The organism is Rhizobium sp. R711 (assembly GCF_002211365.1).
Lineage (GTDB): Bacteria > Pseudomonadota > Alphaproteobacteria > Rhizobiales > Rhizobiaceae > Rhizobium.
The window spans coordinates 26471-49530 of sequence record NZ_LOKZ01000007.1 but is presented as its reverse complement, the minus strand read 5'-3'; the positions used below and the strand labels follow the sequence as shown (position 1 = coordinate 49530).

Annotated in this window: 21 protein-coding genes and 1 pseudogene; 19 read left to right on the top strand and 3 right to left on the bottom strand. The window is 59.5% G+C overall.

The window, feature by feature from the left end; translation table 11 throughout:
• Positions 1–122 precede the first annotated feature (122 nt).
• The 15 genes and pseudogenes from ATY80_RS29555 to ATY80_RS10690 form a co-directional block, all read left to right on the top strand.
• Positions 123–518 (top strand): annotated as a pseudogene (locus tag ATY80_RS29555) (lytic transglycosylase domain-containing protein); the annotation flags it as partial.
• A 140-nt stretch (positions 519–658) separates the two neighbouring features.
• Positions 659–997 (top strand): TrbC/VirB2 family protein, encoded by a 339-nt coding sequence (locus tag ATY80_RS10760; RefSeq protein WP_088692418.1) that lies wholly within the window; start codon positions 659–661, stop codon positions 995–997.
• A 4-nt stretch (positions 998–1001) separates the two neighbouring features.
• The gene (locus ATY80_RS10755; RefSeq protein WP_088692417.1) at positions 1002–1301 is read left to right on the top strand and encodes a VirB3 family type IV secretion system protein; all 300 of its coding nucleotides are present in this window, start codon (positions 1002–1004) and stop codon (positions 1299–1301) included.
• 2 nt (positions 1302–1303) lie between these two features.
• Positions 1304–3718, top strand: a complete 2415-nt coding sequence (locus ATY80_RS10750) for a VirB4 family type IV secretion/conjugal transfer ATPase (RefSeq protein ID WP_088692504.1) — start codon at positions 1304–1306, stop codon at positions 3716–3718.
• A complete protein-coding gene (locus ATY80_RS10745; RefSeq protein ID WP_088692416.1) occupies positions 3715–4824 on the top strand; it encodes a lytic transglycosylase domain-containing protein in 1110 nt (369 codons plus the stop codon). Before ATY80_RS10750 ends, ATY80_RS10745 begins: the two co-directional genes overlap by 4 nt.
• 14 nt (positions 4825–4838) lie before the next feature.
• Positions 4839–5540 carry a type IV secretion system protein gene (locus ATY80_RS10740; protein WP_088692503.1) on the top strand — a complete coding sequence of 234 codons (702 nt, stop codon included), beginning with the start codon at positions 4839–4841 and terminating at the stop codon, positions 5538–5540.
• Between the two features lies 1 nt (position 5541).
• Positions 5542–5757 (top strand): hypothetical protein, encoded by a 216-nt coding sequence (locus ATY80_RS10735; protein WP_189637128.1) that lies wholly within the window; start codon positions 5542–5544, stop codon positions 5755–5757.
• Between the two features lie 11 nt (positions 5758–5768).
• Positions 5769–6803, top strand: a complete 1035-nt coding sequence (locus tag ATY80_RS10730) for a type IV secretion system protein (protein ID WP_088692415.1) — start codon at positions 5769–5771, stop codon at positions 6801–6803.
• A 25-nt stretch (positions 6804–6828) separates the two neighbouring features.
• Positions 6829–7521 carry a VirB8/TrbF family protein gene (locus ATY80_RS10725; protein WP_088692414.1) on the top strand — a complete coding sequence of 231 codons (693 nt, stop codon included), beginning with the start codon at positions 6829–6831 and terminating at the stop codon, positions 7519–7521.
• Positions 7518–8327, top strand: coding sequence for a P-type conjugative transfer protein VirB9 (gene virB9 / locus ATY80_RS10720; RefSeq protein WP_088692413.1), 810 nt, complete (start codon positions 7518–7520; stop codon positions 8325–8327). Before ATY80_RS10725 ends, virB9 begins: the two co-directional genes overlap by 4 nt.
• On the top strand, positions 8327–9562 hold the full coding sequence (virB10, locus tag ATY80_RS10715) for a type IV secretion system protein VirB10 (protein ID WP_088692412.1): 1236 nt from the start codon (positions 8327–8329) through the stop codon (positions 9560–9562). The genes virB9 and virB10 overlap by 1 nt, the downstream gene beginning before the upstream one ends.
• On the top strand, positions 9528–10553 hold the full coding sequence (gene virB11 / locus ATY80_RS10710) for a P-type DNA transfer ATPase VirB11 (RefSeq protein WP_088692411.1): 1026 nt from the start codon (positions 9528–9530) through the stop codon (positions 10551–10553). Before virB10 ends, virB11 begins: the two co-directional genes overlap by 35 nt.
• Positions 10550–12532: a type IV secretory system conjugative DNA transfer family protein gene (locus tag ATY80_RS10705; RefSeq protein WP_088692410.1), complete on the top strand. Its 1983-nt coding sequence runs from the start codon at positions 10550–10552 to the stop codon at positions 12530–12532. The genes virB11 and ATY80_RS10705 overlap by 4 nt, the downstream gene beginning before the upstream one ends.
• A gap of 649 nt (positions 12533–13181) precedes the next feature.
• On the top strand, positions 13182–14249 hold the full coding sequence (locus ATY80_RS10700; RefSeq protein ID WP_088692501.1) for a GSU2403 family nucleotidyltransferase fold protein: 1068 nt from the start codon (positions 13182–13184) through the stop codon (positions 14247–14249).
• 519 nt (positions 14250–14768) lie between these two features.
• Positions 14769–15080 (top strand): DUF736 domain-containing protein, encoded by a 312-nt coding sequence (locus tag ATY80_RS10690; protein ID WP_088692408.1) that lies wholly within the window; start codon positions 14769–14771, stop codon positions 15078–15080.
• Between the two features lie 389 nt (positions 15081–15469).
• Here ATY80_RS10690 and ATY80_RS10685 read toward each other — a convergent pair whose 3' ends face one another.
• Positions 15470–16660, bottom strand: a complete 1191-nt coding sequence (locus ATY80_RS10685; RefSeq protein WP_088692407.1) for a DUF1173 domain-containing protein — start codon at positions 16658–16660, stop codon at positions 15470–15472.
• A gap of 277 nt (positions 16661–16937) precedes the next feature.
• Between ATY80_RS10685 and ATY80_RS28905 the strand changes: the two genes are divergently transcribed.
• Positions 16938–17102, top strand: coding sequence for a hypothetical protein (locus ATY80_RS28905; RefSeq protein WP_189637127.1), 165 nt, complete (start codon positions 16938–16940; stop codon positions 17100–17102).
• Positions 17103–17152: 50 nt separating this feature from the next.
• Here ATY80_RS28905 and ATY80_RS10675 read toward each other — a convergent pair whose 3' ends face one another.
• Positions 17153–17545, bottom strand: a complete 393-nt coding sequence (locus ATY80_RS10675) for a hypothetical protein (protein WP_088692405.1) — start codon at positions 17543–17545, stop codon at positions 17153–17155.
• Positions 17542–18252 carry a ParA family protein gene (locus ATY80_RS10670; RefSeq protein WP_088692404.1) on the bottom strand — a complete coding sequence of 237 codons (711 nt, stop codon included), beginning with the start codon at positions 18250–18252 and terminating at the stop codon, positions 17542–17544. Before ATY80_RS10670 ends, ATY80_RS10675 begins: the two co-directional genes overlap by 4 nt.
• 457 nt (positions 18253–18709) lie before the next feature.
• Between ATY80_RS10670 and ATY80_RS10665 the strand changes: the two genes are divergently transcribed.
• The 3 genes from ATY80_RS10665 (at position 18710) to ATY80_RS10655 (ending at position 22650) form a co-directional block, all read left to right on the top strand.
• Positions 18710–19114, top strand: a complete 405-nt coding sequence (locus tag ATY80_RS10665) for a hypothetical protein (protein WP_245306804.1) — start codon at positions 18710–18712, stop codon at positions 19112–19114.
• Positions 19115–19335: 221 nt separating this feature from the next.
• On the top strand, positions 19336–21417 hold the full coding sequence (locus ATY80_RS10660; protein WP_141105549.1) for a conjugal transfer protein TraA: 2082 nt from the start codon (positions 19336–19338) through the stop codon (positions 21415–21417).
• Between the two features lie 300 nt (positions 21418–21717).
• The gene (locus ATY80_RS10655; RefSeq protein WP_088692402.1) at positions 21718–22650 is read left to right on the top strand and encodes a HEPN domain-containing protein; all 933 of its coding nucleotides are present in this window, start codon (positions 21718–21720) and stop codon (positions 22648–22650) included.
• Positions 22651–23060: the final 410 nt, after the last annotated feature.

Below are 23060 nucleotides of genomic sequence, written 5' to 3'. Positions count from 1 at the left end.
GTTCTTTACCTGCTCCGTCTGGAAAAGACGGCTTGAAGGTGGCAGATCTCTCGCGATCGGCGAAATCCCAAACCAAAGCAGTTCGTCCTGGTGCCGACCTCGCCTCGGTTTTGACACCGGCATGTGGTGCCTCGCCCTTGTCGGTTGAGGACATCCAGACATTGGTCGCAGCAACCGCTCGCCGTTATGGTGTGGACCTGGACTTCGCACTGGCGATCGTCTGGACCGAAAGCCGCTTCGACCGGCTCCGCAACAGCCCCAAGGGTGCGCGCGGGCCAATGCAGCTGATGCCTCAGACCGCAAGGCGCTTCGACGTCACTGATGTCTGTGATCCAGCCGACAATATCGACGGCGGCATGCGCTATCTGCGGGCGCTTCTCGACGAATTCAAAAGCCCGATCATCGCGGCTGCGGCCTATAACGCCGGCGAACAGGCAATTTACGACAGCGGCGGCATGCCAGCCTATCCCGAGACCGTCCGTTACGTCGCCTCGGTGATCAACCGGCAGCTTGGGCTCGACTTTCCTGCGAAACCAACAGTCAGCAGCCGCAATCGGTCGACCGTGATCGACAAGACGCTGACGGGCGAGGTCCCGGAGGCGCCAACACCGAAGTTCATCGGTGGCGTCATGCAGTTTTGAACCGAAAGGAGAGGACCATGAAGATAGAACTGTCACATCGTCAAAGGAGATGGGTCTGCAGCGTTGCCGTTCTTGGCGCTCTTGGCCTGATGCAGTTTGCCGCAGCCGACCTTGCCATGGCGCAGGCGACCAATCAGGCCTTTGCTCCCCTGCAGACGGTCGTACAGGCGGTCGTCGATTTCATCACCGGGCCGTTCGGACGCCTCGTCGCCATTATTGCGGTCATCGGTCTCGGGTTTCTTGCCTTCGCTGGTCGCCTCAGCTGGTTCACGGCAGGCGCGGTCGTTTTGGGCATCGGGCTGGTTTTCGGTGCGCCCGCCATCGTCGACCAATTGATATCGACGGTCGGAAACTAAAGCCATGGCCGCGCCGGACGAGGAAGAACCCCACCTGACCCCATTGGTGATCGGCCTCACGCGTTCGCCGACGCTTTGGGGCGTACCCTATATGGCAGTCGTCATCGTCATCGGGCTCACGATCATCGCCTGGCTGATAACCAACGAGCTGTGGGCGCTCGTCACCGCGCCGTGCGCCTACGCCGCTCTTTTTTCACTTTGCAGCTTTGACGCGCGTGTCCTCGATGTCTTGCAGGTCTCCACGCGGTTGACGCCCCGTACGCCGAACAAGCCGTTCTGGGGCGCAAACTCCTATGGGCCATGACCATGCTCCGCGTCATCCGTGAAGAACTCGGCTTCGGATCCGTCCACCATCGCGAACGGCCGATGGCCAGACACATTCCTTACCTGCGTCACGTCGCCGACACCGTCATCAAGCTCGAGAGCGGCGCCCTGATGAGCGTGATCAAACTCGATGGACTGTTCTTTCAGACCGAGGACCAAGCCGAGATCAACATGCGCGCGGTGGTGCAGAATACGTTGATCCGGGCGCTCGGCTCCAGCCGCTTTTCCCTTTGGTCGACGGTGATCCGCCGGCAGGTCGATACCGTCATTGCCGGTGAATTCGACGATCCGTTCTGCGCCGAGCTTGACCGCCGCTACATGAATTCCCTTGGCCGCAAGCGCATGTTCAAAAATGAGCTTTACCTGACGGTATTGCGCTCCGGCATGCGCGGCGCGCTGGCGGCCGGTGATCGGGTCAGACGTCTCCTCGGGCAAGCCTTCAGCCGCAATCCCGAAGGCGATCAACTTGTCGAGGCCATCGGCGAGCTTGAAGAGCTTGTCGGCAATATCGTGCGCGATCTTAGCAAGTACGGCGCGACGGTCCTTGGTATTTCAGGCGTCAACAACGAGCCCTACTCGGAGCCCGCCGCGTTCTTGAACACCATCCTGACCTGCGGCGTACCGCGAAAGATGCGTCTTGCGCGCATGAGCCTTGCCAAGTTCGTCGGGACATCGCGACTTCATTTTGCACGCCGCACCATGCAGTCGCAGGGGCCGGTCAAGGAAGAAGACCGCTTCGCAGCGATGTTGTCGATCAAGGAATATCCGCCGTTCACGGGTCCCGGAATGCTGGATGGCCTCCTGCAGGTCAATCACGAGTTCATTCTCACCCAGTCCTTTACGCTCGCCGACAAACCGATTGCTCAGGAACGGATTTCGAGGCTCAAGCGGCAGATCGGCGCGTCAGACGAAGCCGGCAGCGATGTCGAAAACGATATCGATTTCGCGCTGAACAGCCTCCTCAACCAAGAGGCCGTCTTCGGCTTCCATCATCTTTCGCTGCTTTGCCTGTCGCGCGACCTCGATGGCGTCAACAAGGCGGTTGCAGATCTCGGCGCCTGCCTCACCGACATGAACATCAACTGGCTGCGCGAGGACCTGAACCTTGAGGCAGCGTTCTGGGCGCAACTGCCGGGCAATCACGCCTATATCGCAAGGCGGGCGATGCTTTCGAGCGCCAATTTCTCCGGCCTCTCGTCGATGCACAATTTTGCCGCTGGCCAAAGCGACGGAATGCATTGGGAAAGGCCGGTCACCATTCTGGAAACATCCAGCCAGACACCCTACTGGTTCAACTTCCACCAGCGTGATATCGGCCATTTTCTGGTGACCGGTCCAACCGGATCCGGCAAGACCGTCGCTCTTGCCTTTCTGCTGGCGCAGGCTTTCAGGGTGAAACCTTCGCCGCGTGCCGTCTTCTTCGACAAGGATCGGGGTGGCGAAATCTTCCTGCGGGCAATGAACGGTTCATACGAGATCCTCACCCCGGGGATCCCGACCGGTTTCAATCCCATGCAGATCCAAAACACCGGTGAGAACCGGGAATTTCTGCTCCGCCTGCTCAAGGCAATGCTTAGCACGGACAAGGACGCCACATTCGATCAGGAAGAAGAGGATACGCTTGAACGCGCGATCATTCGGCTCATGGGCGAGCCTGCGGTCGAGCGGACGCTGACCAATCTTGCCGGGCTCCTCACCGGACGCTCACGCGCCGGACCAAACGACCTCCATGCACGGCTGCGCCCCTGGACAGAGGGCGAGAAGGCCTGGCTCTTCAACGCACCGCACGACGTCCTCTCCTTTTGCGAACGGCGCGTCTTCGGCTTCGACATGACCAATATCCTGGACAACGACGATCTGCGCACCCCGGCGCTGATGTACATCTTCCATCGGCTGGACGAGCTCCTCGACGGCAACCCGGTCATGATCTTCATGGACGAGGGCTGGCGCCTTTTGAAGGACCAGACCTTCAGCGACTTCATCGTCGACAAGATGAAGACCATCCGCAAGCTGAACGGCATTGTCGGTTTCGCCACCCAGTCCGCTGCAGATATCGTCCGCTCGCCGGCTGCCCATACGCTGATCGAGCAGTCTGCCACGACGATCCACTTTCCCAATCCGCGCGCCGACGAGGAGAGCTACATCCATCGTTTCGGGCTCACCGCCAAGGAATTCGCCTTCATCCGCAACACGCCGCCGGAAAAGCGATCCTTCCTGATCAAGCACGGTCATGACAGCGTCATTGCCAGGCTCGATCTCGCTTCGATGCCGGATCTGATCAAGGTGCTCTCCGCACGCAAGGAAACCATCGAGGAATGCGCCCTGCTTCGCAAACAGTACGGCGATGATCCCTCCGGCTGGCTGGCAAGGTTCTGCGGTTGGGAGGAAGGCCGGTGACGAGCAACGCAGCGCAAAGGCCGCCATGCACCGCCATCCTCGTCCTCACCGCCTTAGCCATCGGCCTGAGTGCGGAGTTCGCAGGCGCAGAGGTTCCAACCTTCGACAAGAGCAATCTTGATCCGCGTGCCGAGCGCCAAAAGACGACCGCCGCCCTCGAGGACACCGATCACGATCGTTATGCGATCAACACCTCGGTTACCTGTTCGATGTACCGGCCAGGCCGGCGCAATGACCCGATCGGCGCCGCGCAAGGCAATCCCGAAATCTCCGGTCTCGTGCGTCGCGTCGCGCGCGAATATGGCGTCGACGAGAACCAGTTCCTCGCCCTCGTCTATCAGGAGAGCCGCTTCAATCCATGCGCCAAGTCCCCTGCCGGAGCGACCGGGCTTGCCCAGCTGATGCCGGACACGGCCGCTGAGCTTGGTGTCGACGAAAACAATATCGAGGAGAACCTGCGGGGGGGCGCGCGCTATTACAAGCTACAGCTATCCAGTTTCGGCGGTGACGTGAACCTCGCCCTTGCCGCCTATAATTCAGGGGCCGGCACTGTCAGCAAGTATGGCGGCATCCCTCCCTTCAAGGAAACCCAAGGCTATGTCGCCGCGATTACCAGGGACTGGCTGCCGGCCTTTGGTGGATCAGACAAGTCGGGCATTCCCTATAATTTCGGGGGTAGGCAAACAGCCTTTACTGGCATGCGCAGCTCGACCCTGAACGCAATGGCGATCAACGCTTCGACGTCTGCCAGCCTTGGCAACGTCGCAAACTGGTACCAGCAACTCTCCGCGTCGCAGACCGGAACCCTGAAGGACAGCTGGGATCACAATTCGACGGCCCGCAACGCCAATCTCGACATGATGAACAATCTCATCAAGCTTGGCGCTGCTATGGCCGATCTTTTGAACGCGCGCAATGCCATGTCGTCGGCCAATCTTTCCGGCTCCTCCAGGACGACGAACAGCAAGCCAGATCGCCAGGCTGCACCCGACACACCTGAACTCTGCGACCCGAGGCAAAATCTGGTCTGGAGCGCCACCGACCAGGCCTGCATCGAAAAACGCCCCGATATCAACCAGATGCAGCTCATGCTGCAACCGCAATGATGGAGAAGAAGAAAATGAGAACCGACGTCCTTACGATGTCCATCCTGCTTTGCATGCACTCGGCTGTTCTCGCCGACGTGCCGGTCATCGACAAGACCAACTATCAGGTCGCCAAAAAGACCGCCGAAACGACGGAGAGGATCCTCGACACCAACAAGCACATCCTTTCGACGGTCGAGGACACGCTGAAGGCCGTCACCGGAGAGCGTGCCAGCACCACAGCCCCCTTGAACAACCTGGCGATCGGAAAAGGCTTCAGCGTCTCGCAGCTCCCCTCGTTTGAGACCATGCTCAAGGAGGGTGCGCCCAATTTCGGAACAATGAGCGGCGACGTCGCCAGGACAGCGGCCTTGTTCATCAATGGCCTGCAGCTGGTAAAAAGCCTGTCAGGCAAGGACAACAGCAGCTTTTCGGGCGACAGGTCCTATGAGCAGCTGGTCAACACCGTGCTCGGGGTCCAGGCGCTGACGAACGGTTCGCAAAAGGCAGCACAAACGCGCCGCAGCGCCTTCGAAGAAGCCGGTGCCCGGATCGGCACTGCCGAGGATATCAAGGGTTCGATCGATCAGAACAGCCAATTGCAGGTGCAGTCTGGACTGACCCTGAACGAAATGATCGGGGTGATGAACGGAGCGGTTTCGTCGCTGCAGGCCGAAAACCAACGCCGCCTCACCGATATTTCCAACACCCGCAAGACGCTGACCTACGGCAACTAGGATGTTGATCGAAAAAATGCTTGGCATTGCCGCCCTTGCCACCGCTTTGCTCACAGGATGCGGCACCGTCAAGGAGAAGACGGCGCCGTGCAAACGGCCGTTGAGCCTTACGTCATTTGCTAGCGACACGAGGCAGGATTGCGCCGTCATGCGACCCGTCAATGACCCGGCCGCAGCCTTTGCAGCAATCGGCGTCACTCTCCCCGACGAGCAATAAGGATCGAAGCCATGCAGGATTTTCTTGGCGATCTCCTCCAGCGCATCGAAGATTCCGGTTCGAGCTTTTCAAAGCAGGCTTACACGGTGGTCGGCAACGAACTGATGCCGCTCCTGCGGCTGATGTTCATGGTCTACCTCGCCTGGTACGGCCTGCAGCTTGTCATGGGCACGTCCCGGCTTTCGCTCGGCGATATTCTTGCTCGGATCGTCAAAATGATGATCATTCTGGCATTGGTCAGCTCCTGGGCCAACTTCAACACTCTGTTCTATCAATGGCTGAACGATACGCCCGAAGATGTCGGCCGTGCGATCCTGGCTGCCTCTGGAACGGGGATCACCGAGCCGACGAACGGTTTGTCGCAGATATGGATGCGGGCCAACGAGGCCGCCTCGGCCTTTGCTGAGCAGTCCGGCTACTTTTCGATCCTTCCGAGCATGGTCGGCATCCTGATCCTCGTCGGGGCCGGCATCTTCATCGCAGTCGCGCTTGCCGTCCTCATCCTTGCAAAGGTGATGCTCTGGGTACTGATCGGCACCGCGCCGGTCTTCATTGCCTGCATGCTGTTCGATCGCACGCGCGGCTACGGCATGGGCTGGTTCAATCAGGTGCTGACCTATGCGCTCATTCCGCTGTTCGTCTACGTCGTCGCCGCTTTCCTGATTGCAGCTGTCAACCCTGAGCTCAGCAAGATCGATGCGGCAAGCGGGTCGCGGACCCTGACGCTTGCCGACATCGCAAGCTTCCTGCTTCTGTGCATCGCGGGCGGGTTCGTGATGCTCTACATCCAGTCGATCGGACAGGGGATTGCAGGCGGGATTGCCGTCGGCGTCGGAAACGCAGCCGCTGGAATCGCGCGCCGGCTTGGGGTCCAATATCCGTTGGCCGCTGCCAAGGGCGGTGCACGCGCCGGCGTTGCTGCCTATCGTGGTGGTAAATGGCTCTCGAACCGCTTCAGCGGCGCCAACAGTCAGGCCAAGGACGATGCCTCCGCCACGCGCTCGGCCATGCAAACGAAGATTTCCCGCCAGAGCCTGCCCAGCTGACAACCACGAAGGGAAGAGATGATCGATGGCTGACACGAAGGAACTCGAGCTTAGCAGCTATTACCAGAGCGGTGACGCCTGGGAGCAGGAAATCGTCAAGAAGGCCAAGCGGTCCCGGACGCTCGCGTGGTTCGTGACGACGGTTTTTGCCGGCATCACGCTCCTCAGCCTGATCGCCTTGGCGATGCTCGTGCCACTCAAGAGTTTCGAGCCATATATTGTCGAGGTCGACAAGAACACCGGCTATCTCGAGGTGAAGAGTGGCCTGACCCGGCCGGCCAGTCTCACCGACCAACAGGCCGTCACGCAGGCCAATATCGTTCGCTATATCCGGTCGCGGGAGGGATACGACCCTTATGCGATCGAGCAGAACTTTAAAATTGCAGCCCTGCTTTCCACTGGCAATGCGGCCCGCGAGCTACAGGAGCTCTATAGCGCGGCCAACGTTCACAATCCCGTAAAGCTTTACGGAAAGGCCAAGCGGGTGATGACCGAGATCGCCTCCGTGACATTCCCAAACAGTTCAACCGGCATCGTCCGTTTTGCAACAAGCGAGGTCTCCGATACGGATCAAATCACGCGCCATTGGATTGCAGTTGTCCGCTATCGCTATACCGATACGCCCGCGACCAACGAGTGGCGCTTCGAAAATCCGCTGGGATTTCAGGTCTATGATTATCGACGCGATCAGGAGACGGTGACGGAGACAAACCGGTGAGAGGGCGCATTCTGCTGGCGGCGATCGTCGCTTCGGTCTTGCCGGCATCATCGCATGCTGCGAGAACGCCTTTGGCGGGCCGGCTCGATCCGCGGGTGACGAGCGTGGTCTATCAACCGGACGACGTCGTGCGGGTATTTGCCACCTACGGCATTTCGACGATGATCATCTTTGACGAGGACGAGAGGTTCGAGACGATCGCTGTCGGCGACACCGACAGCTGGGACATCGTCCCGACCGACAAGGCAAACATCCTGTTCGTGAAGCCGAAGGCGAAGAATGTCGTCACCAACATGAACGTCGTGACGACCAAACGGATCTACTACCTGGAGCTCAACGATTATGCCCCCGAGGACAACAAAAAGGTCTTCGGCATCCGTTTCGTCTACCCCGACAAGAATTTGAACGCCTCACTCAGGAGGCAAGCCGAAGCCCGGGCGAGCTACCCGAACATCTCCGGCATCGACAAGGCCAACGTCAACATCGACTATTCCTTCTCCGGCGATCAGGCCCTGAAACCGCTGATGATCTTCGATGACGGCAGGAAGACCTTTTTCAAGTTTGGCCAGAAGGTGCCGGCCGTCTTTGCCGTCAACAGCGACTTCACCGAGACACTCTTAAACTTCCGTCGTGAAGGCGATTATATCGTGGTTGACGGAACATCCACGCAGTACACGCTGCGCGACGGCAATCAGTGGACCTGCATCTTCAATTTGAGAAAACCGGATTTCGGTCAGCCGGATCCGGCGCCTTTTGCTCCCGCTTTCGATGAAAAGGCGACAACCCGCAATAGGAGTGGCAATTGATGCAGCGCTCACCCGAGCTCGAAGCCATGCTTGCGGCCGACGAAACGGAAGTGGGCGACAGGCGTGTGCGCAAAAAGCAGCTGCTTGGCGGGGCTGCCTTGCTGCTTGCCGGCGGCGCTCTTGCCTATATCGTCGTCTTTGCACCTCACAAAACGACCCCGGATGTCCTGCAAGGCGATGAGGAGTTTGCGACGACGACCTATAGTCCGCCATCGTTCCTGCGCGAGGAAAAGACGCCTGAACCAAAGCCCGCAGACAAGATTATCCAGGTCCCGGAGCCTCCTCCCGACCAGCCGGAAGCGCCGCCGGACACGACCGAATTCAATGTTCCCCCTCCACCGGAAATCGCCGAACCGGCCGTAACCCCTCGCCCTGAACCGGAGGCGTTTCCCGACCGATATCGCTCGAAGCAGATCGTCGTCGATTCGGCCAGGACGAAAGGTGATACGGGTGCCGTCGGCAGCACCGGTAGCGGGCCGACCGTTGCAGGCGAGGACCGCAACAGCAAATTCCTGGCGACAGCGTCCGCGATCGGTGACCGGTCGGCAAAAGCGCGAAAGATTGACCGGATCGATGCGATGATACCCGAAGGCACGCTGATCCCGGGCATTCTCGAGACCGCCATCAACAGTGATTTGCCGGGGCAGATCCGTGCTATTACCTCTAAGGACGTCTATTCCTTTGATGGTCGCCGCCTGCTCATCCCAACCGGCACGCGGTTGATCGGCGAATACCAATCTGACGTGACGCGCGGGCAGAAGCGGATCTTCGTCATCTGGACCCGGCTGCTGCGCGACGACGGCGTCTCGGTCCGGCTCGATAGCATCGGCGCCGATAGCCTTGGCCGCTCCGGTCTTGCCGGCATCGTCGATACCAAATGGCGCGAGCGGTTCGGCTCGGCCATCCTGCTTTCAGTCGTTGGAGCAAGCTCGTCCTATCTGATCGGCTATGGCAGCAACCAGTATGGTTCTGGCGGCGGCAACAGCGAAACCAACGCCGGTCGAGCTGGCGAACTTGCTCGCGAGACGATCGCAAAAACCTTTTCCGACATGGCCAATCAGGCGCTGTCGGAAAACCTCCGCATTCCCCCGACAATCAACGTGAGCCAAGGCGAGCGGATCTTCGTTTATGTCCGCCAGGATCTCGACTTCTCCGCTATCTATCCGGATCCGGTCGAGGAAGCACTGAAGGAGATCAGGAATGCGCGAGGCCTCGATCAAGGTCGCACCCGGTAGGGACGCCCATTACTTTCTGCGGCGCGCGCTTGCGCCACTTGCCGGTCTGCTTGCGGATCCCAGCGTCATCGAGATTTCTGTGAACCGACCGGGTGAGGTCTTCGTTGAACGCCTGGGCGCCTCCGCCATGGAGTTTCACGCCATCGCCGAGCTGACCGCCAGGGACATCGAGCATATCGGTGAGCGGGTCGCTGCAGCAAGCAACCAGTTCATCAGCCCTGCCAATCCGCTGCTGAGTGCAGCACTTCCAACCGGCGAGCGGATCCAGATCGTTTTGCCGCCAGCAGCGCCCGACGGCGGATCGATCTCCATTCGAAAGCAGGTCGTCAACGACCTCACCCTCGCACAGTATCGCGATTACGGTGGATTCGACAAAGTGTCGGTGACCGTCGAGGGTCTGTCGGAGACCGAAACAAGCCTCAATGCCCTTCTCAAGGCCGGACAGGTGCAGGAATTCATCGAAATGGCCATCCGCGAGCGCGTCTCGATCCTCATCAGCGGCGGCACGTCGACGGGCAAGACCACATTCCTGAATGCTTGCCTGAAAAGCATCGACGAGCGCGAGCGCATCCTGACGCTCGAGGACACCCGGGAACTCTTTCCCCCACATCGCAACACCGTGCATCTGTTGGCGTCGCGGGGAAACCAGGGCACGGCGCATGTGACCGTCGAGACGCTGCTGGAAGCATCGCTGCGCATGCGCCCTGACCGGCTGTTCGTTGGCGAAATTCGTGGCGCTGAGGCATTCGCCTTCCTGCGCGCAATCAACACCGGTCATCCCGGCAGCATGTCGACTGTCCATGCAGACACGCCGATCGGCGCCTATGAGCAGCTCGCGATGATGATGATGCAGACCGGCATGTCATCCGGCTATTCGAAAGGCGACCTCATGGCCTACATCCGCATGGTCATCCCGATCGTCATCCAGCTGCGCCGTGACGGGGGACTGAGAGGCGTTTCCGAAATCTATTACGCGCGGCATAAGCCATGAGCCGCCGATACCTCGCCGTCTACCTGTTCTTTTGCGTGATCATCGCGGTCGCGGTGTGGATGCTCGCCTATGGCCTGATCCTGCAAATCGTCTTCAAGGACGGGCGGGTCCTGCACCTGATGACCACCACCAATCCGCTGGCACCACTGCAGCAGTTTGCGGCCTATTTTGGCAACCGATCGCTGCGGCTGGTGGCGCTGTCAGCGGCCCTTCCCGCGATCGCAGCAGTTGCCTTGGCGGCCGCCTTCGGTCTCAGGCGACACAAAAGTCCGCTTGGCGACGCCGCTTTTGCCGACATGGCCGCATTGCGGCGCGGCGGCTGGTTCGGCAAGCAAGGTCACATATTCGGGCGTTTCGGCACTCGTATCCTTCGACGACAGGACGATCGCCATCATCTCATCGTTGGACCAACGCGCTCAGGCAAAGGCGTCGGCTATGTCATTCCCAATGCGCTGATGTTTCCAGGCTCGATGATCGTCACCGATCTGAAAGGCGAGATCTTCGAACTCACAGCGGGCTATCGGCTGGCGAACGGACACCAGGTCTTCCTGTTTTCTCCGGGCTCGCAGAAAACGCATCGCTGGAATCCCCTCGACTTCGTGCGTGGCGATCGAGGCAGCCGGACGATCGACATTCAAAACATGGCCGCGATCCTCATTCCAGAGGCCACTGGCTCTGAGAACGCCGTCTGGCAGGGACTGGCCCAGCAGGTCATTGCAGGCGTGATCAGCTATGTGCTCGAGAGCCGGCACTACCGCAACCGCCGCAATCTTGGCGAGGTCAATTCATTCTTCAATGCCGGCGTCGACCTTCAATCCATGATGAAGCTGATCAAGGAAAACGAAGTCGATCTCTCCCGCTTCACCATCGAGAGCTTCAACGCATTCATCGCCTTGAACGAACGCGCCGCCCGCTCCGCACTTCTCGATATTCAAAAAGCCCTGGGTCCATTCCGCAACGAACGCGTGCTTGCGGCAACGGCGGTGACCGACATGGCCATTTCCTCGCTGCAACGGCGTCCGGTGACGATCTATCTCGCTCCGAACATCACTGACATGACGGTGCTTCGGCCGTTGCTTACCCTCTTCGTGCAGCAGGTGATGGACTTGCTGACGCGCGAGCACAACCCTGACGCCCTCCCCGTCTACTTTCTCCTCGACGAGTTCCGGCAACTGAAGAAAATGGACGAGGTCCTCAACAAGCTCCCCTATGTCGCCGGTTACAACGTCAAGATGGCCTTCGTCGTTCAGGACCTGAAGAGCATCGACGAAATCTATGGAGAGACCTCCAGGCATTCGCTGCTCGGCAATTGCGGGCTCCAGCTCATCCTCGGCGCCAACGATCAGGTCACGGCAGAATACGCTTCACGCGCGCTTGGAAAGCGAACGATCCGCTATCAGTCAGAAACAAGGACCCTTGAGTTTTTCGGTCGGGCTCGACGCACGAAAGTCGAGCAGATCCGTGAACGCGACCTGATGATGCCGCAGGAAGTCCGGCAAATGCGGGACGACAAGGCAATCCTGTTGGTCGAAGGTCAACGGCCGATCCTCGCCAGCAAGCTTCGCTACCATGCCATCGAGCCGTTCAGGTCCGCCGCTCTTACGTCCCGCCAGAACACGCTACCCGTTCCAGACGTCGAAATGGCTCTTGCCTTGCCGGTGCCTGCAACATTGCCCGACTACGCGGACAATGGACCGTCTCCGAGACCTGGAACGATTGAAAGCAGTCCGCAAGAGGTGGTCGACGATAATGCCATCGAGGGCTCTCCTGACACCCGGCGAGCGGCCCAGACGGGACGATCAGAAAACGTCGATGCTGCTCTCCATGCGAAGGAAAGACTGGTTTTCACCGCACGCAAGTTGAAATCTGTCATCGCGGCGTCCCTGACTGCTGCGGACATGCCGATGAACCAGAGGATCAGTATTCAGGATATTCTTGCCAAGACTATTCCGGATCCAGAAGAGGTTGGCCTGGAATGACAGATGATAGCCATTATCGTCGCTGCGGCGATCGACCCCGGTCGCATTCTGATCCTGCATCGGGCGAACATTAAGACACGATGCGCAGACGACGTCGGCTGAATGATCCGCTCTCTTGCTCGAACGCTCCTTCGACGCGTGTCGTCGAGCGTCGCGGGGCCCGCTGAGAGGCTCAGACGACGAATATCGGAGTGAAGTATGACCAAGCGCGGTGCTGGTGCGGAGACGGGCCGCTGATGAATGACGGTAGCGCCCACATCAGCCACCGAGAACCTTGGGTCGTTACTATAATTGTTTTTGTAAGAACATTATAACTCGGCCCAATCGGTGGGCGAGCGTTGCTATCGACAACCAGGCCGCCCGACCTCACGCAATATAGGCCGAATCCGATAGCTCCCCTTTGCGGTCTGCGATCTGACAAAAAAGGTCATGCACTTTCGTCTCGATTTTCCGGGTTTCTCATCCTGCTGAAGCGGTTGACAAAGAACAGAACCGTTATAATGTTTTTGCAGAAAACTTATAACGAGGACTTGCCACAGGTCAGCGCTCGAAGATAACCGCAAAGGATCGTCTGCAGAGAAGCGGCTTACGAAAGCAAATGACTGAACTGGCGGCCGAGGCCGCGGCATTCTCGACGGGGGCGCAACAAATGAAACAGATCGACCTCGTGTACCGAACGATGCTCGCGGAACTCGCTCAGCGATCTTTCGATGCCCAATTCAAAAGCGACTTTCCCCTTGATGGCCGTTTTGTAACTGTTCCGGTCAAGGGGCGCGATTACTGGTATTTCGATCGCCCGACCCCCGAGGGCAAGGACAAGCGAAGCTATGTTGGCCCGCACGACGATCCCGCGATCACGGCGCGGGTGAACGCCCACAAGGACATCAAGGATGACATCCGCGAGCGTCGGCGCATGGTCGGTGTTCTGCGCCGTAGCGCGGGGCTTGCCGGCCCCGATCCTTTCGCGGGCGACGTCACGAAAGCCCTTGCGGACGCGGGATTGTTCCGCCTGCGGGCCGTCCTCATCGGGTCGGTTGCTTTCAGCTGCTATAGCGGCCTTCTTGGGGTCCGGTTGCCCGCCGCGGCAATGCAGACTGGCGACGCGGATTACGCGCAGGATTTCGCAATTTCCGCCGAGGTCGGAGACAGCTTGCCGCCTATCCTGGATATTATCAAAGCAGTCGAGCCATCCTTCCGAGCGGTCCCGCACCAAGCAGACCAGGCCAAGGTCGTCGCCTTTCAGGACAAGAAGGGCTACCGCGTGGAATTCCTGACGAGCAACAGGGGCTCAGACGGATACACGGGCAAGCCCTCGCCCATGCCCGCCCTCGGCGGCGCGTCGGCGGAAAACCTGCGGTTCCTCGATTTTCTGATCTACGAGCCTGTCCGGGCCGTCCTGCTTCATCGCGAGGGCGTAACCGTCAACATCCCGGCGCCGGAACGGTATGCGGTTCACAAGCTCATTGTGGCTTCGAGGCGGGCCCCAGACACGATGGGGCGCGCAAAGCGCGACAAGGACCTCCTGCAAGCCTCGTTGCTCTTCCAGGCACTCTTGAAGACGCGACAGGCCGATCTGATTGACGACGCCTACCAGGAGGCATGGGATCGCGGGAAATCATGGCAGGAGGCAATTGTGTCGGGCCTCGCCTTGATGCCCGACAATGGCAGGGAGGCACTGGCGAACGCTCTCGATGTGTCAGTGGATCAGCTCGGGTAGGCATACATAGAAACGGAAGCTCCCCGGCCTTTTGCTTGAACCGAAACTCGGCCCTTCCATCGAGCGCGCAATCGCGCGGCTGCTTTACCGCGGCAATCTTTTGCAGCTGAAGGCCGCATCGGCCGGAAGCGTACCCACGCAATTTGATCGGACGGGCATGGTCAATTGTCTGGGCGGCGTAGCGTCAGTGCTTGCGTCGAGCCGGTCGGATGTGCGGCGTGCCGTTTGGAGCCATATCCTTGTCCTCGCATGCATATGGCCCGCCCCCGCGGTCTCGATTGGGCATGTCTGACCGAAAACCGCCTCGCGCGCTCGTCTCGATCGTCTTGCCGCAACGGCCGGCTCGTTTTCTTCCCCTGTCCGCGTCGCGGCCATTCCTCGCGGAGGCAAGAAAGCCTCGGCCCTGGCCGTCCTCCACTTCGTTACGTCCCCAAGGGTGCGGTCCGATCGTTTTCGGTCCTGTCGACAGCCATCGAGGCCGCGATGGGCGCGGCCCCGAGCAACGAAAGGAACAAGACAATGGCAACGATCGGCTCTTTCATCGCATCCGAAAACGGTTTCTCCGGTACCATCAAGACCCTGAACCTCAACGTCAATGCCAAGATCGTCCGCGTCGAACGCTCGTCAGAAGACGCTCCCGACTTCCGAGTTCTGGCAGGCAACGTCGAATTCGGCGCCGGGTGGCAGAAGCAGGCCCGCGAAAGCGAGCGCGATTATATCTCCGTCAAACTCGACGACCCGAGCTTTCCTGCTCCGATCTATGCCACTCTGGCCGAAGTTCAGGGGCAGGAAGGTCTCCAGCTGATCTGGTCGCGCAACTCCCGCCGGTAAGCAAACACGGAAAACCCCGCTCCACAGGCGGGGTTTTCTGCTCTCACGCGTTCCGCTTCCCTTAAGGACCTGGCCGCCTGCACGCTCGGCATCTTCGCGGCCCGCTACGATGATCGTCGAGCCGATCGATGCATTGCGCCCTGCAGCGCACGAGTGACGCTTCGTCACCGGCAACAGCGGCTGCCGCAATCAAGGCGGGCGGTGCCTCGACCGCAGCCTTCCTGCCCCGTGCTCACCACCACGTTTGCAAATCAGGCTCCTGCCTGTCGCCTTGGCAACGCGGCGAACATTGGCCTTGTATTGGCACTACGGACAACCGCACCAGCATGCTTGACGTCGGCGCGGCGTCCTGCGGCAGTGTCGATCAATCGCTTTTTGCGGAAATGCCTCTAGTCGGCGATATCTGGCATCTCGTCCGTGCCGACATGCCAGATCCATGCGGCAAGATCCGGTCTCGCCTCCACCATCTCCTTGAGCCCGGCCTCGAAGTGAGAATCGGCGCCTGGCGGAACGATGTAAAGCGCTAATGGCTGAGGTCGCTCCGGCAAGATTGCCGTCGCATAAGGCCGCGCCCGCGGAAGGTCGAAGCGTAGCCCCTTGACCGTCTTCTCGCGCTTGCGCGTCAGGACCCCCAGCAACCGCTGTTCATAAATGCTTTCCACAGGCAGCCACTGTTCCGTTACCGTCATCAAGGCGAGTTCGTGGGCCATGACGATACCGGATGAATTGCCGCCGATCGTCGCGATGACGATCAGGTGAGCATCGTCGGCGCTCTGCCACAGCATCAGCTCGGTTTCGAAACGTCGCTGCAGACGCCGCCACGTCGCCTCCTCGAGATAGAGCCGGAAGCCCGGCATGTGCTTGATCACGACCTGCTGTCCGGTCCTGACCGGCGCCAGTTCCTTGATCTCGCCGACCAGGATCATCAGCGGCTTTGCCCCCGGCTTGTCTTCGAAAAGCGGCGCCAGGGCAAGGGCGCGCCGCTTTTCGATCGCGGTCTTGTCGTCGGCTCGAAATGGCTCGGGCAAAAAGACCCGTTCTGCGAGGCTCTCGCCCCGGACCGACATCGTCCTCGCTGCCTCGACAAGGTGGCTGTGGACCTGCCGCCAATGACGCTTCCCCGCCCAGCGCGCCGTCCACTCGGTCAGACCACCTTCATGCCAGAAAAAATGCAGAAGCCCGCGAAGCGAGAGCTTTCTGCTGTCGTTTCGGACACTCTCCAAGGTCTCCGTCCCGGCCGGCGTAGATGCACCAGAGCCCCTCTTCGACAAGGAAAAATTCAGTCTGAGGGCTGCCCTGCCATCACCATCCAGTTTGATCGCGTGCCCCATTAGCGCACCAAGCCCCGACAGTTCATAAGGTGGCTCATAAGACGGGCAAGCCGAATGATGCTCGCCACCCGTAAGAGGCATCCGTTTGATGGTCGGCTGATCGCTGATCATTGCAATGTACATCGGGATCCCCGGATTGGCGCACAGGCATATCGGGCGCGAGCGATTGCGATATGCAAGCGCGAGCCGCCTGCCGAAGTCTTGAGCTTCGTCGGAGACTGTTTCGCCATCGAGCAGAAACGCGCGCATCAGTCACGCCGCCCTTGTGCCAGCCGTACTGGAAAGGGTTCGTGCCACACGAGAGCAAAACCTGTCTGCTCAGATCGGCCAATCGTGCCAGACGGCAAAAGCCAGCTCAAGGCCATCGCGGCCCCTCCAATTTTCCCTCCGCTTCGCTTCACTACGCTCCGACAAAATCGGGTCCTCCGCGCGCCGGCTCCGCCGGTCGTAACTACGAGCCTTGACCCGCCTTTTACCGCCCAGCTCACCGAAGTCATCTCTCACATCTCTCAAGGAGACGACGATCATGACCATCGAACAGCACATCGAGGAACTGCGCGCCGAGGCCAGAAACGCAAGGACACTTGAGGAACGTCGGGCAATCGAAGCCGAACTCGCGCTGATGATCGCCGAGCGCGAAGTCATCTGGGCCGAGCTCGACGGCCGCATCGATCCCAAGCCGCCCTTCTAAAGCGACTGATCCTTGCCGCACGCTTCGACGGGTCAGGCGCAGGCCCTGGCTCAATATCCATTGTCCTGCAAATAGGTGTCGATCGCCGCCTGCATGATAATCGTCATGCGGATGTCGTTTTCATGGGAGGCGCGCAAAAGCCTTGCCTTGACGTCCTGTTCAAGCGGCACGTTGACGTAGAACCTGATGTTCCGCTCTTTCACGCGCTTCAGGTTCTTGAGCCTTCGTCTCGTTTCCTGCTGCTCGGCCGCGCGCTTGGCCGAATTGCGCAGTCTTTCTTCTTCGGGAAGCCGCGGCAACAGGGCCTTTGCTTCTGCCGATCGAGGAGGGTCGTCGGCCGCGGCGTTCGAACTATCGCCAGGAGACATGTCTTTCAGCATGTCGCCCTGTTCTGGCTGCTTGCGTCTCGGAGCAAGTGAGAAATCAAGCGTGTTCTTGCTCATGACGTAACCTCCGCCAAAGCCCTTGTCCGCCGAAGCTCGATCTCGTCCACCAGCGCCTTGACTTCCAGACGCGCCTTGCGGACCGGCTCTGTCGGTTCCTGCATTTGCAGTGTTCCGAGGCCATTTTGGATTTCCCGGTAGACGTTTCGCTCATAGAGTTCGGTGTCGAGCAGCATCGTCTGGTAGTTGGCTTCAATCAGCCCCGCCACAAATGGCCTTATGTAGCGATAGGCCTCGAGGCTTCGACCCGTCAGTGTAATACGGGTTCGCACATTCATATGAAGGACGACCAGACCCAGTTGATCGTTGACGTCGTTGACCTCTGCAATCGTCTGGCCGGCCGCCTCGATCTCCTTGATTCCGGGCTGGACCGGCGACAGGACGATGTTCGAGGAGCGGATGATGGTGGTCTGCAAGGCACTGTCGACACCGGGCGCATCGATAATGACGATATCGAACGCCTGTGCATAGGTTCGAAGGACGTCCTCGATAGCCCGCTGGTTGGCGGCAATTGTCACCTCGATATTGGCTGGCACGTTGCCCTTCTTGTGACATAGCTTCCACCAGCCGGCGAGATTTTGCCGGCTGTCGGCGTCGATCATCAGGATGCTCTGTTTGGCCAGCGCATATTCGCCGGCAATGAGCGTCGCCATCGTCGTCTTCCCGGCGCCGCCCTTGTTGCTTACCACTGCATAAGTCCGCGTCATGAAAGCTCTCTCCAACGATTGTTGCCTCAGAATACGCCATTCATGCCGAACTATATTAGTTTCTTTTCTTTTCTCGTCCAGCTCTTTTATCTGAGTGCTTTTCAGATGGATGCACGGCCACTACATGTCGACTCGCCGATTGGTGATAGCATGCCCATCTACCAAACTGAAAAACGTCCGTTGGCCATATGTATTTGTAATGGCATCGTATTGCTTCTGTGTTTCCATGGGAATCCGGGCTACGCCATGAACACACGACACTAACGTGGCTCACGTCAACATCTTCATCCTGCGAGTTTCTCATAGGAACCGGTCCCCGAGGATGGCTTGCATCGGTGGATTGAAATGGACTATATTGGTTTGGCAGGATACGCAATTTTGTGATACAAAATTGCTGACGATCGACGGACAAGCCGTCGATGGCGCCTGCGGCGATCAATGAAATGAGGCAGGTGACGTGGCCCGAACAAGGCAGATAGCACCGATCAAGACGGCTCAGAACGAGCGGAAGGCGCATGTCGTGCACGCTCGTTTCACCGCGTCGGAACTGGCTGCCGTTCACAATGCTGCGGAGCAAGCGGAATTGACCGTGTCGGCGTTCATCCGCTCGCTGACGCTCGAAGGCGCCGGGGTCGAACCGTTCTTGACGGCGGAAGATCGGGCGATCTTCGAGTTCCTTCACCGCGACATGCGAATAATCGGTATGAACCTGAATAGTCTTGCGCGGCTCGCCTACCGGCAGTTCGACCCCGGCGAGGTCAGCGAACTTCTAAGTGGCCTCCTGCCCGTCGCCGCCGGTCTGGCCTTGGAACTGAATCGGCTCAAGAGGAGAACCGGGCGTCGGGTTGGAGGGCCTGCCTAATGGAAATCTTTCTCGGTGCTTTTACAGAGGAATGGGAGCGCCGAAGGGCTGCCTTGCTGCACGAGCGGCTGACGGGAAGGACAACAAGGGACGATGAGGAGGAACGTCGCCGTCCCGGAAGTACAGTGCCAGCTGGTGGATCGAGCCCGAAATCCGCGAAACGTTTGAAGCGAAGCTCCCGTCGACATCTGACGCTGAATTCGTCGTCGTCGAGCCGACCGATGGCGACGCGTTTTGCCGGGCTTGCGCGTGGAAGCCAACCAGCCGTCGTGAAGATGGCATCGTTTGGCGGTGGTGGCCGGCTTGGCGCAATGGCAGGGTATATCTCCCGCAATGGCGCGGTTCCGATGGAAAACCAGTCGGGGCAGGAGCTGCAAGGACGCGATGCAATTGCCGCGCTCTGCAACGACTGGGCACATCTGATGGGCAATCGCACTGAAAGCCGCGATATCGGACTTTTCTGCGTCGACATTGCCGGTGGTCCCAAGGAAGGGCAGCCAATGCATGAATGGGCACGGGACATCGTCAGATCCGCTGTCGGCGATCGATCCTTTGCGTTTGGGATCGAGGGGCGCGATGGAACCTACCGCATCGAAGGAGTTGTTGTCTTGCGCTCGAAGGCTGGCGAGCGGCTGACAGCCGATGCCAGGGCCAGCGAGATCGTCCAGGCACGTATGAGAACGAAGGGAGATGATGTCGGTGACGCGGAGTTTCGCTTCACGGGTTGCGGCAATGGCGTCGAATATGGCACGAGCCGTCTGCGCAGCCTGGTGGCGAGGCTCGACGGAGGTGTCGAAAACGATCGCGGTCAAAAAATTGCCGACGCCAAGCAGGCCGGCGATCTCGTGCAACAGCAATGGCGCGGCGAGCTCCACAGCCGCAAATCGCGCGACCTCATGCATCTCGTCATGTCGGCGCGCGCAGGCACCGACGTTGATGCATTTAGGGCGGCGGCGCGCGCTTTTCTCGCAGCCGAGTTTGGCGAACACCGGTATGTTTTTTCCCTTCATGATCCGATCGCGGATCCGAAGGGCGAACAGGACGGTGGCAAACGCCCGCATGTGCATGTCCACGCAATTGTCGCGGCGCGAGCGGAGAACGGCGACCGGATCGAGACGTCGATCGCATCGTTTCGACGCTGGCGCGAGGGCCTGGCAAAAGAGGCCCGAGCCCGCGGCATTCGGATGGAGATGACTGATCGTCGAGACCAGGCAAGCGCGCCGGCTTACAGCCGCAATCAAGTCCGGCCGATCAGCCGCAAGGGTCGGACCGAGCATGCCGGCACGTCGAATTACGCCCGGCGACGGTATGATCGGAAACGACGGGAGGAGCCGACGGCGCCGCGGACTTTGAGAAGCCTGGAGTACATCAAGAAAGTTCGCTCGCAGTGGCTCGAGGTTGTCCGCAATGCAGTCAAGTCCGACGGCAAGAATTTTGCCAAAGCGCAGCTCTCTCGGATGGAGACCGCAGAACTTCTCCTTAAGAAGATGCCGGCCGAGCGAGATCTTCGAAACGCGAATGGCACGGGGGTGCGGGCTGCATTGGTTGAATTGTCAAAACTTACGAAGGTCGACAGCATGAGCACGATGACGCGATCCGAGTTCGAGGCATATGAGAAGCGTGTCGAAGCTGCCTTGGTTCAGGCGGAACGGATCACGCCGGACGCTTGGCGGAACCGGTTCGAGGAGATTGCTTCGGCAGCGCGCGATCATGTCGAGGCCCGCCGTGAGATGATGGAACAGGCCGAGCAGGCCGGCAGCCGTACGAGCGAAAACCTCCGCATCCGACAGGTGAGCGACGCCAAGCAAGAACGGGCCGAAGCTGTAGCGCGCCATGGGCTGGTGTCAGTCGAAACGGGGAGCGATGTCATGATGGCAGTCGAATATTACCGCCAGCTGCTCGGTGCGACTGGTGAAGATCGTTCCAGCCCCGATAGAGCATCGTTGCAGGCGAGCCTGAATCTCGAGCTCGCACGCGCTGGGGAACTTGGCGCCGCCGGGAACACCTATATTCGCGAGATCGCCGACATTGACGATGACCTGCGGGTTGCTATCGAGGCCGCTGAGCGATCGGCCGACCGGAAAGGCAAGAGGCTCGGTAATGCTGACGAGCATCATGGCCCATCGCGTCCCGAACATCGGCTTCATGGCCACAAATCAAAATCCGATGAGCTCATGCGAGCTGATCACACCAAGGAGAGCGGCGACGAACGAACAGACCCGGCCGAAGAGCGTGTCTCTAGGTTGGAAGAGCTTCGGCGGGAAGTCGACCGCGGCCGTGATGGCGGCGAGTTCGAACGATAGGAGCTGGCGTCAGCGACGGGCGCCGACCATTTCATTGCTGATTGGAGCCGAGAGGTGAAGGTCGATTTGTACCCTTCCGCTTTGCTTTGCAGGCGGACAATCACACTTTCCCTCTCGATCGAGAGCTAACGAAGAGCCCAGCGCAAGTTGGCCGCGCCGTGTCGTGATCCTCGCAAGATTTTCTATGCGGCGCAGGCCGCGTTCCCTTACATGACGATGGCCCACGCCCGGAGTTTGATTGTGTTTCCAAGCGCATTCCCGTATAACGTTTAGATGCGCAATCATGACGGAGCCGCTAGGATGGATGCGATTCTGACCGAAGGCTTTGACGCGGCTTTGACCCTGACCGACCATATCGACCATCTGCCGGACAGGAAGCGGCGCGAACTGGCGCACATCCTTCAGATCCTGTTTGCCGAGACCGAACGCTTCCAGTCAAGCAAGCTGTCGGCCAAGCGCCATGCCGGCAAGATTCTGATGGTCCTGCTCTATGGATCCTACGCCCGCGGTGACTGGGTCGAGGATCACTTGAGCGGCTATCGCTCCGACTACGATCTGTTGATCGTCGTCAACAGCAAGTCGTTTGCCGAGGAGCAGGAGCTCTGGGAAGGCATCGAGGAGCGGCTGCTAAAGGAGCAGATCGCCCACCGCATCGAAACGCCGGTCGTGCCGATCATCCACACGCTGGCCGATGTCAACGAGCAGCTTTCGCGCGGCCGGCCCTTCTTCGTCGACATCGCCAGGGATGGCATTCCCCTCTATGAGGAGCCCGGCCATCCGCTGGCCCAGCCGAAGCCATTGACGGCGGAGGACGAGCGGTCCGAAGCAGAAGAGTATTTCTCCGAGTGGTCAAGGAATGCAACTGGCTTTTTGGCGGCACAATCGTCAGTTCAAGGGACGTTTCCTAAGCAGCAGGCATTCTTGCTCCATCAAGCCACCGAAGCGCTCTATCATTGCGCCCTGCTGACGCTAACCCTCTACAGTCCCAAATCTCATCGTCTGAAGGTACTTCGCTCTCAGGCCGAGGGGATCGACAATCGACTGATAGATGCGTGGCCGCGCGACAGCCGGTTTTCACGACGCTGCTTTGAATTGCTGTCGCGGGCCTACGTCGAAGCGCGATATTCGTCGAAATACACCATCAGCAATGAGGAGCTCGCCTGGTTGGTCGAGCGGGTCAAGGTTCTGCAGACTCTCGTCGAAACGGTATGCAAGGAGCGACTTGCCCTCTGAGCGTTTAACCGGATCCTCAGGCACGATCCCTCCGCGAAGGACGCTGAGTTCAAGAGGGGTTAGTTCTCGATCAGGCGGCTACGATGTGAACTGATGCGAACCAGCGTATAATGCGCGCTCGGATCCCCGGCGTGGAGCAAATATATCGCCCCGCTGGGCTCATCGCGGCCTTCCTTCTCGTCCGCGTCTGCGACAATGACTGCCGTGTTTCTTACGCGAAGAGAACCGATCGTCCGCAAAGAACAGCGTAAGGTGAACGATAAGCCGAGTAAGATCTCGCGTAGGAAATGGTTCCCAAGCGCATTTCCACCCGGCTCCTGATTGTTCGGAGCACTTGGTTGATCGATCCGTCGTGACAGCAGCTTGCAAGCGGCCATGCGCGCAAGCGCGTGAGTGCTAGCTATCTCAAG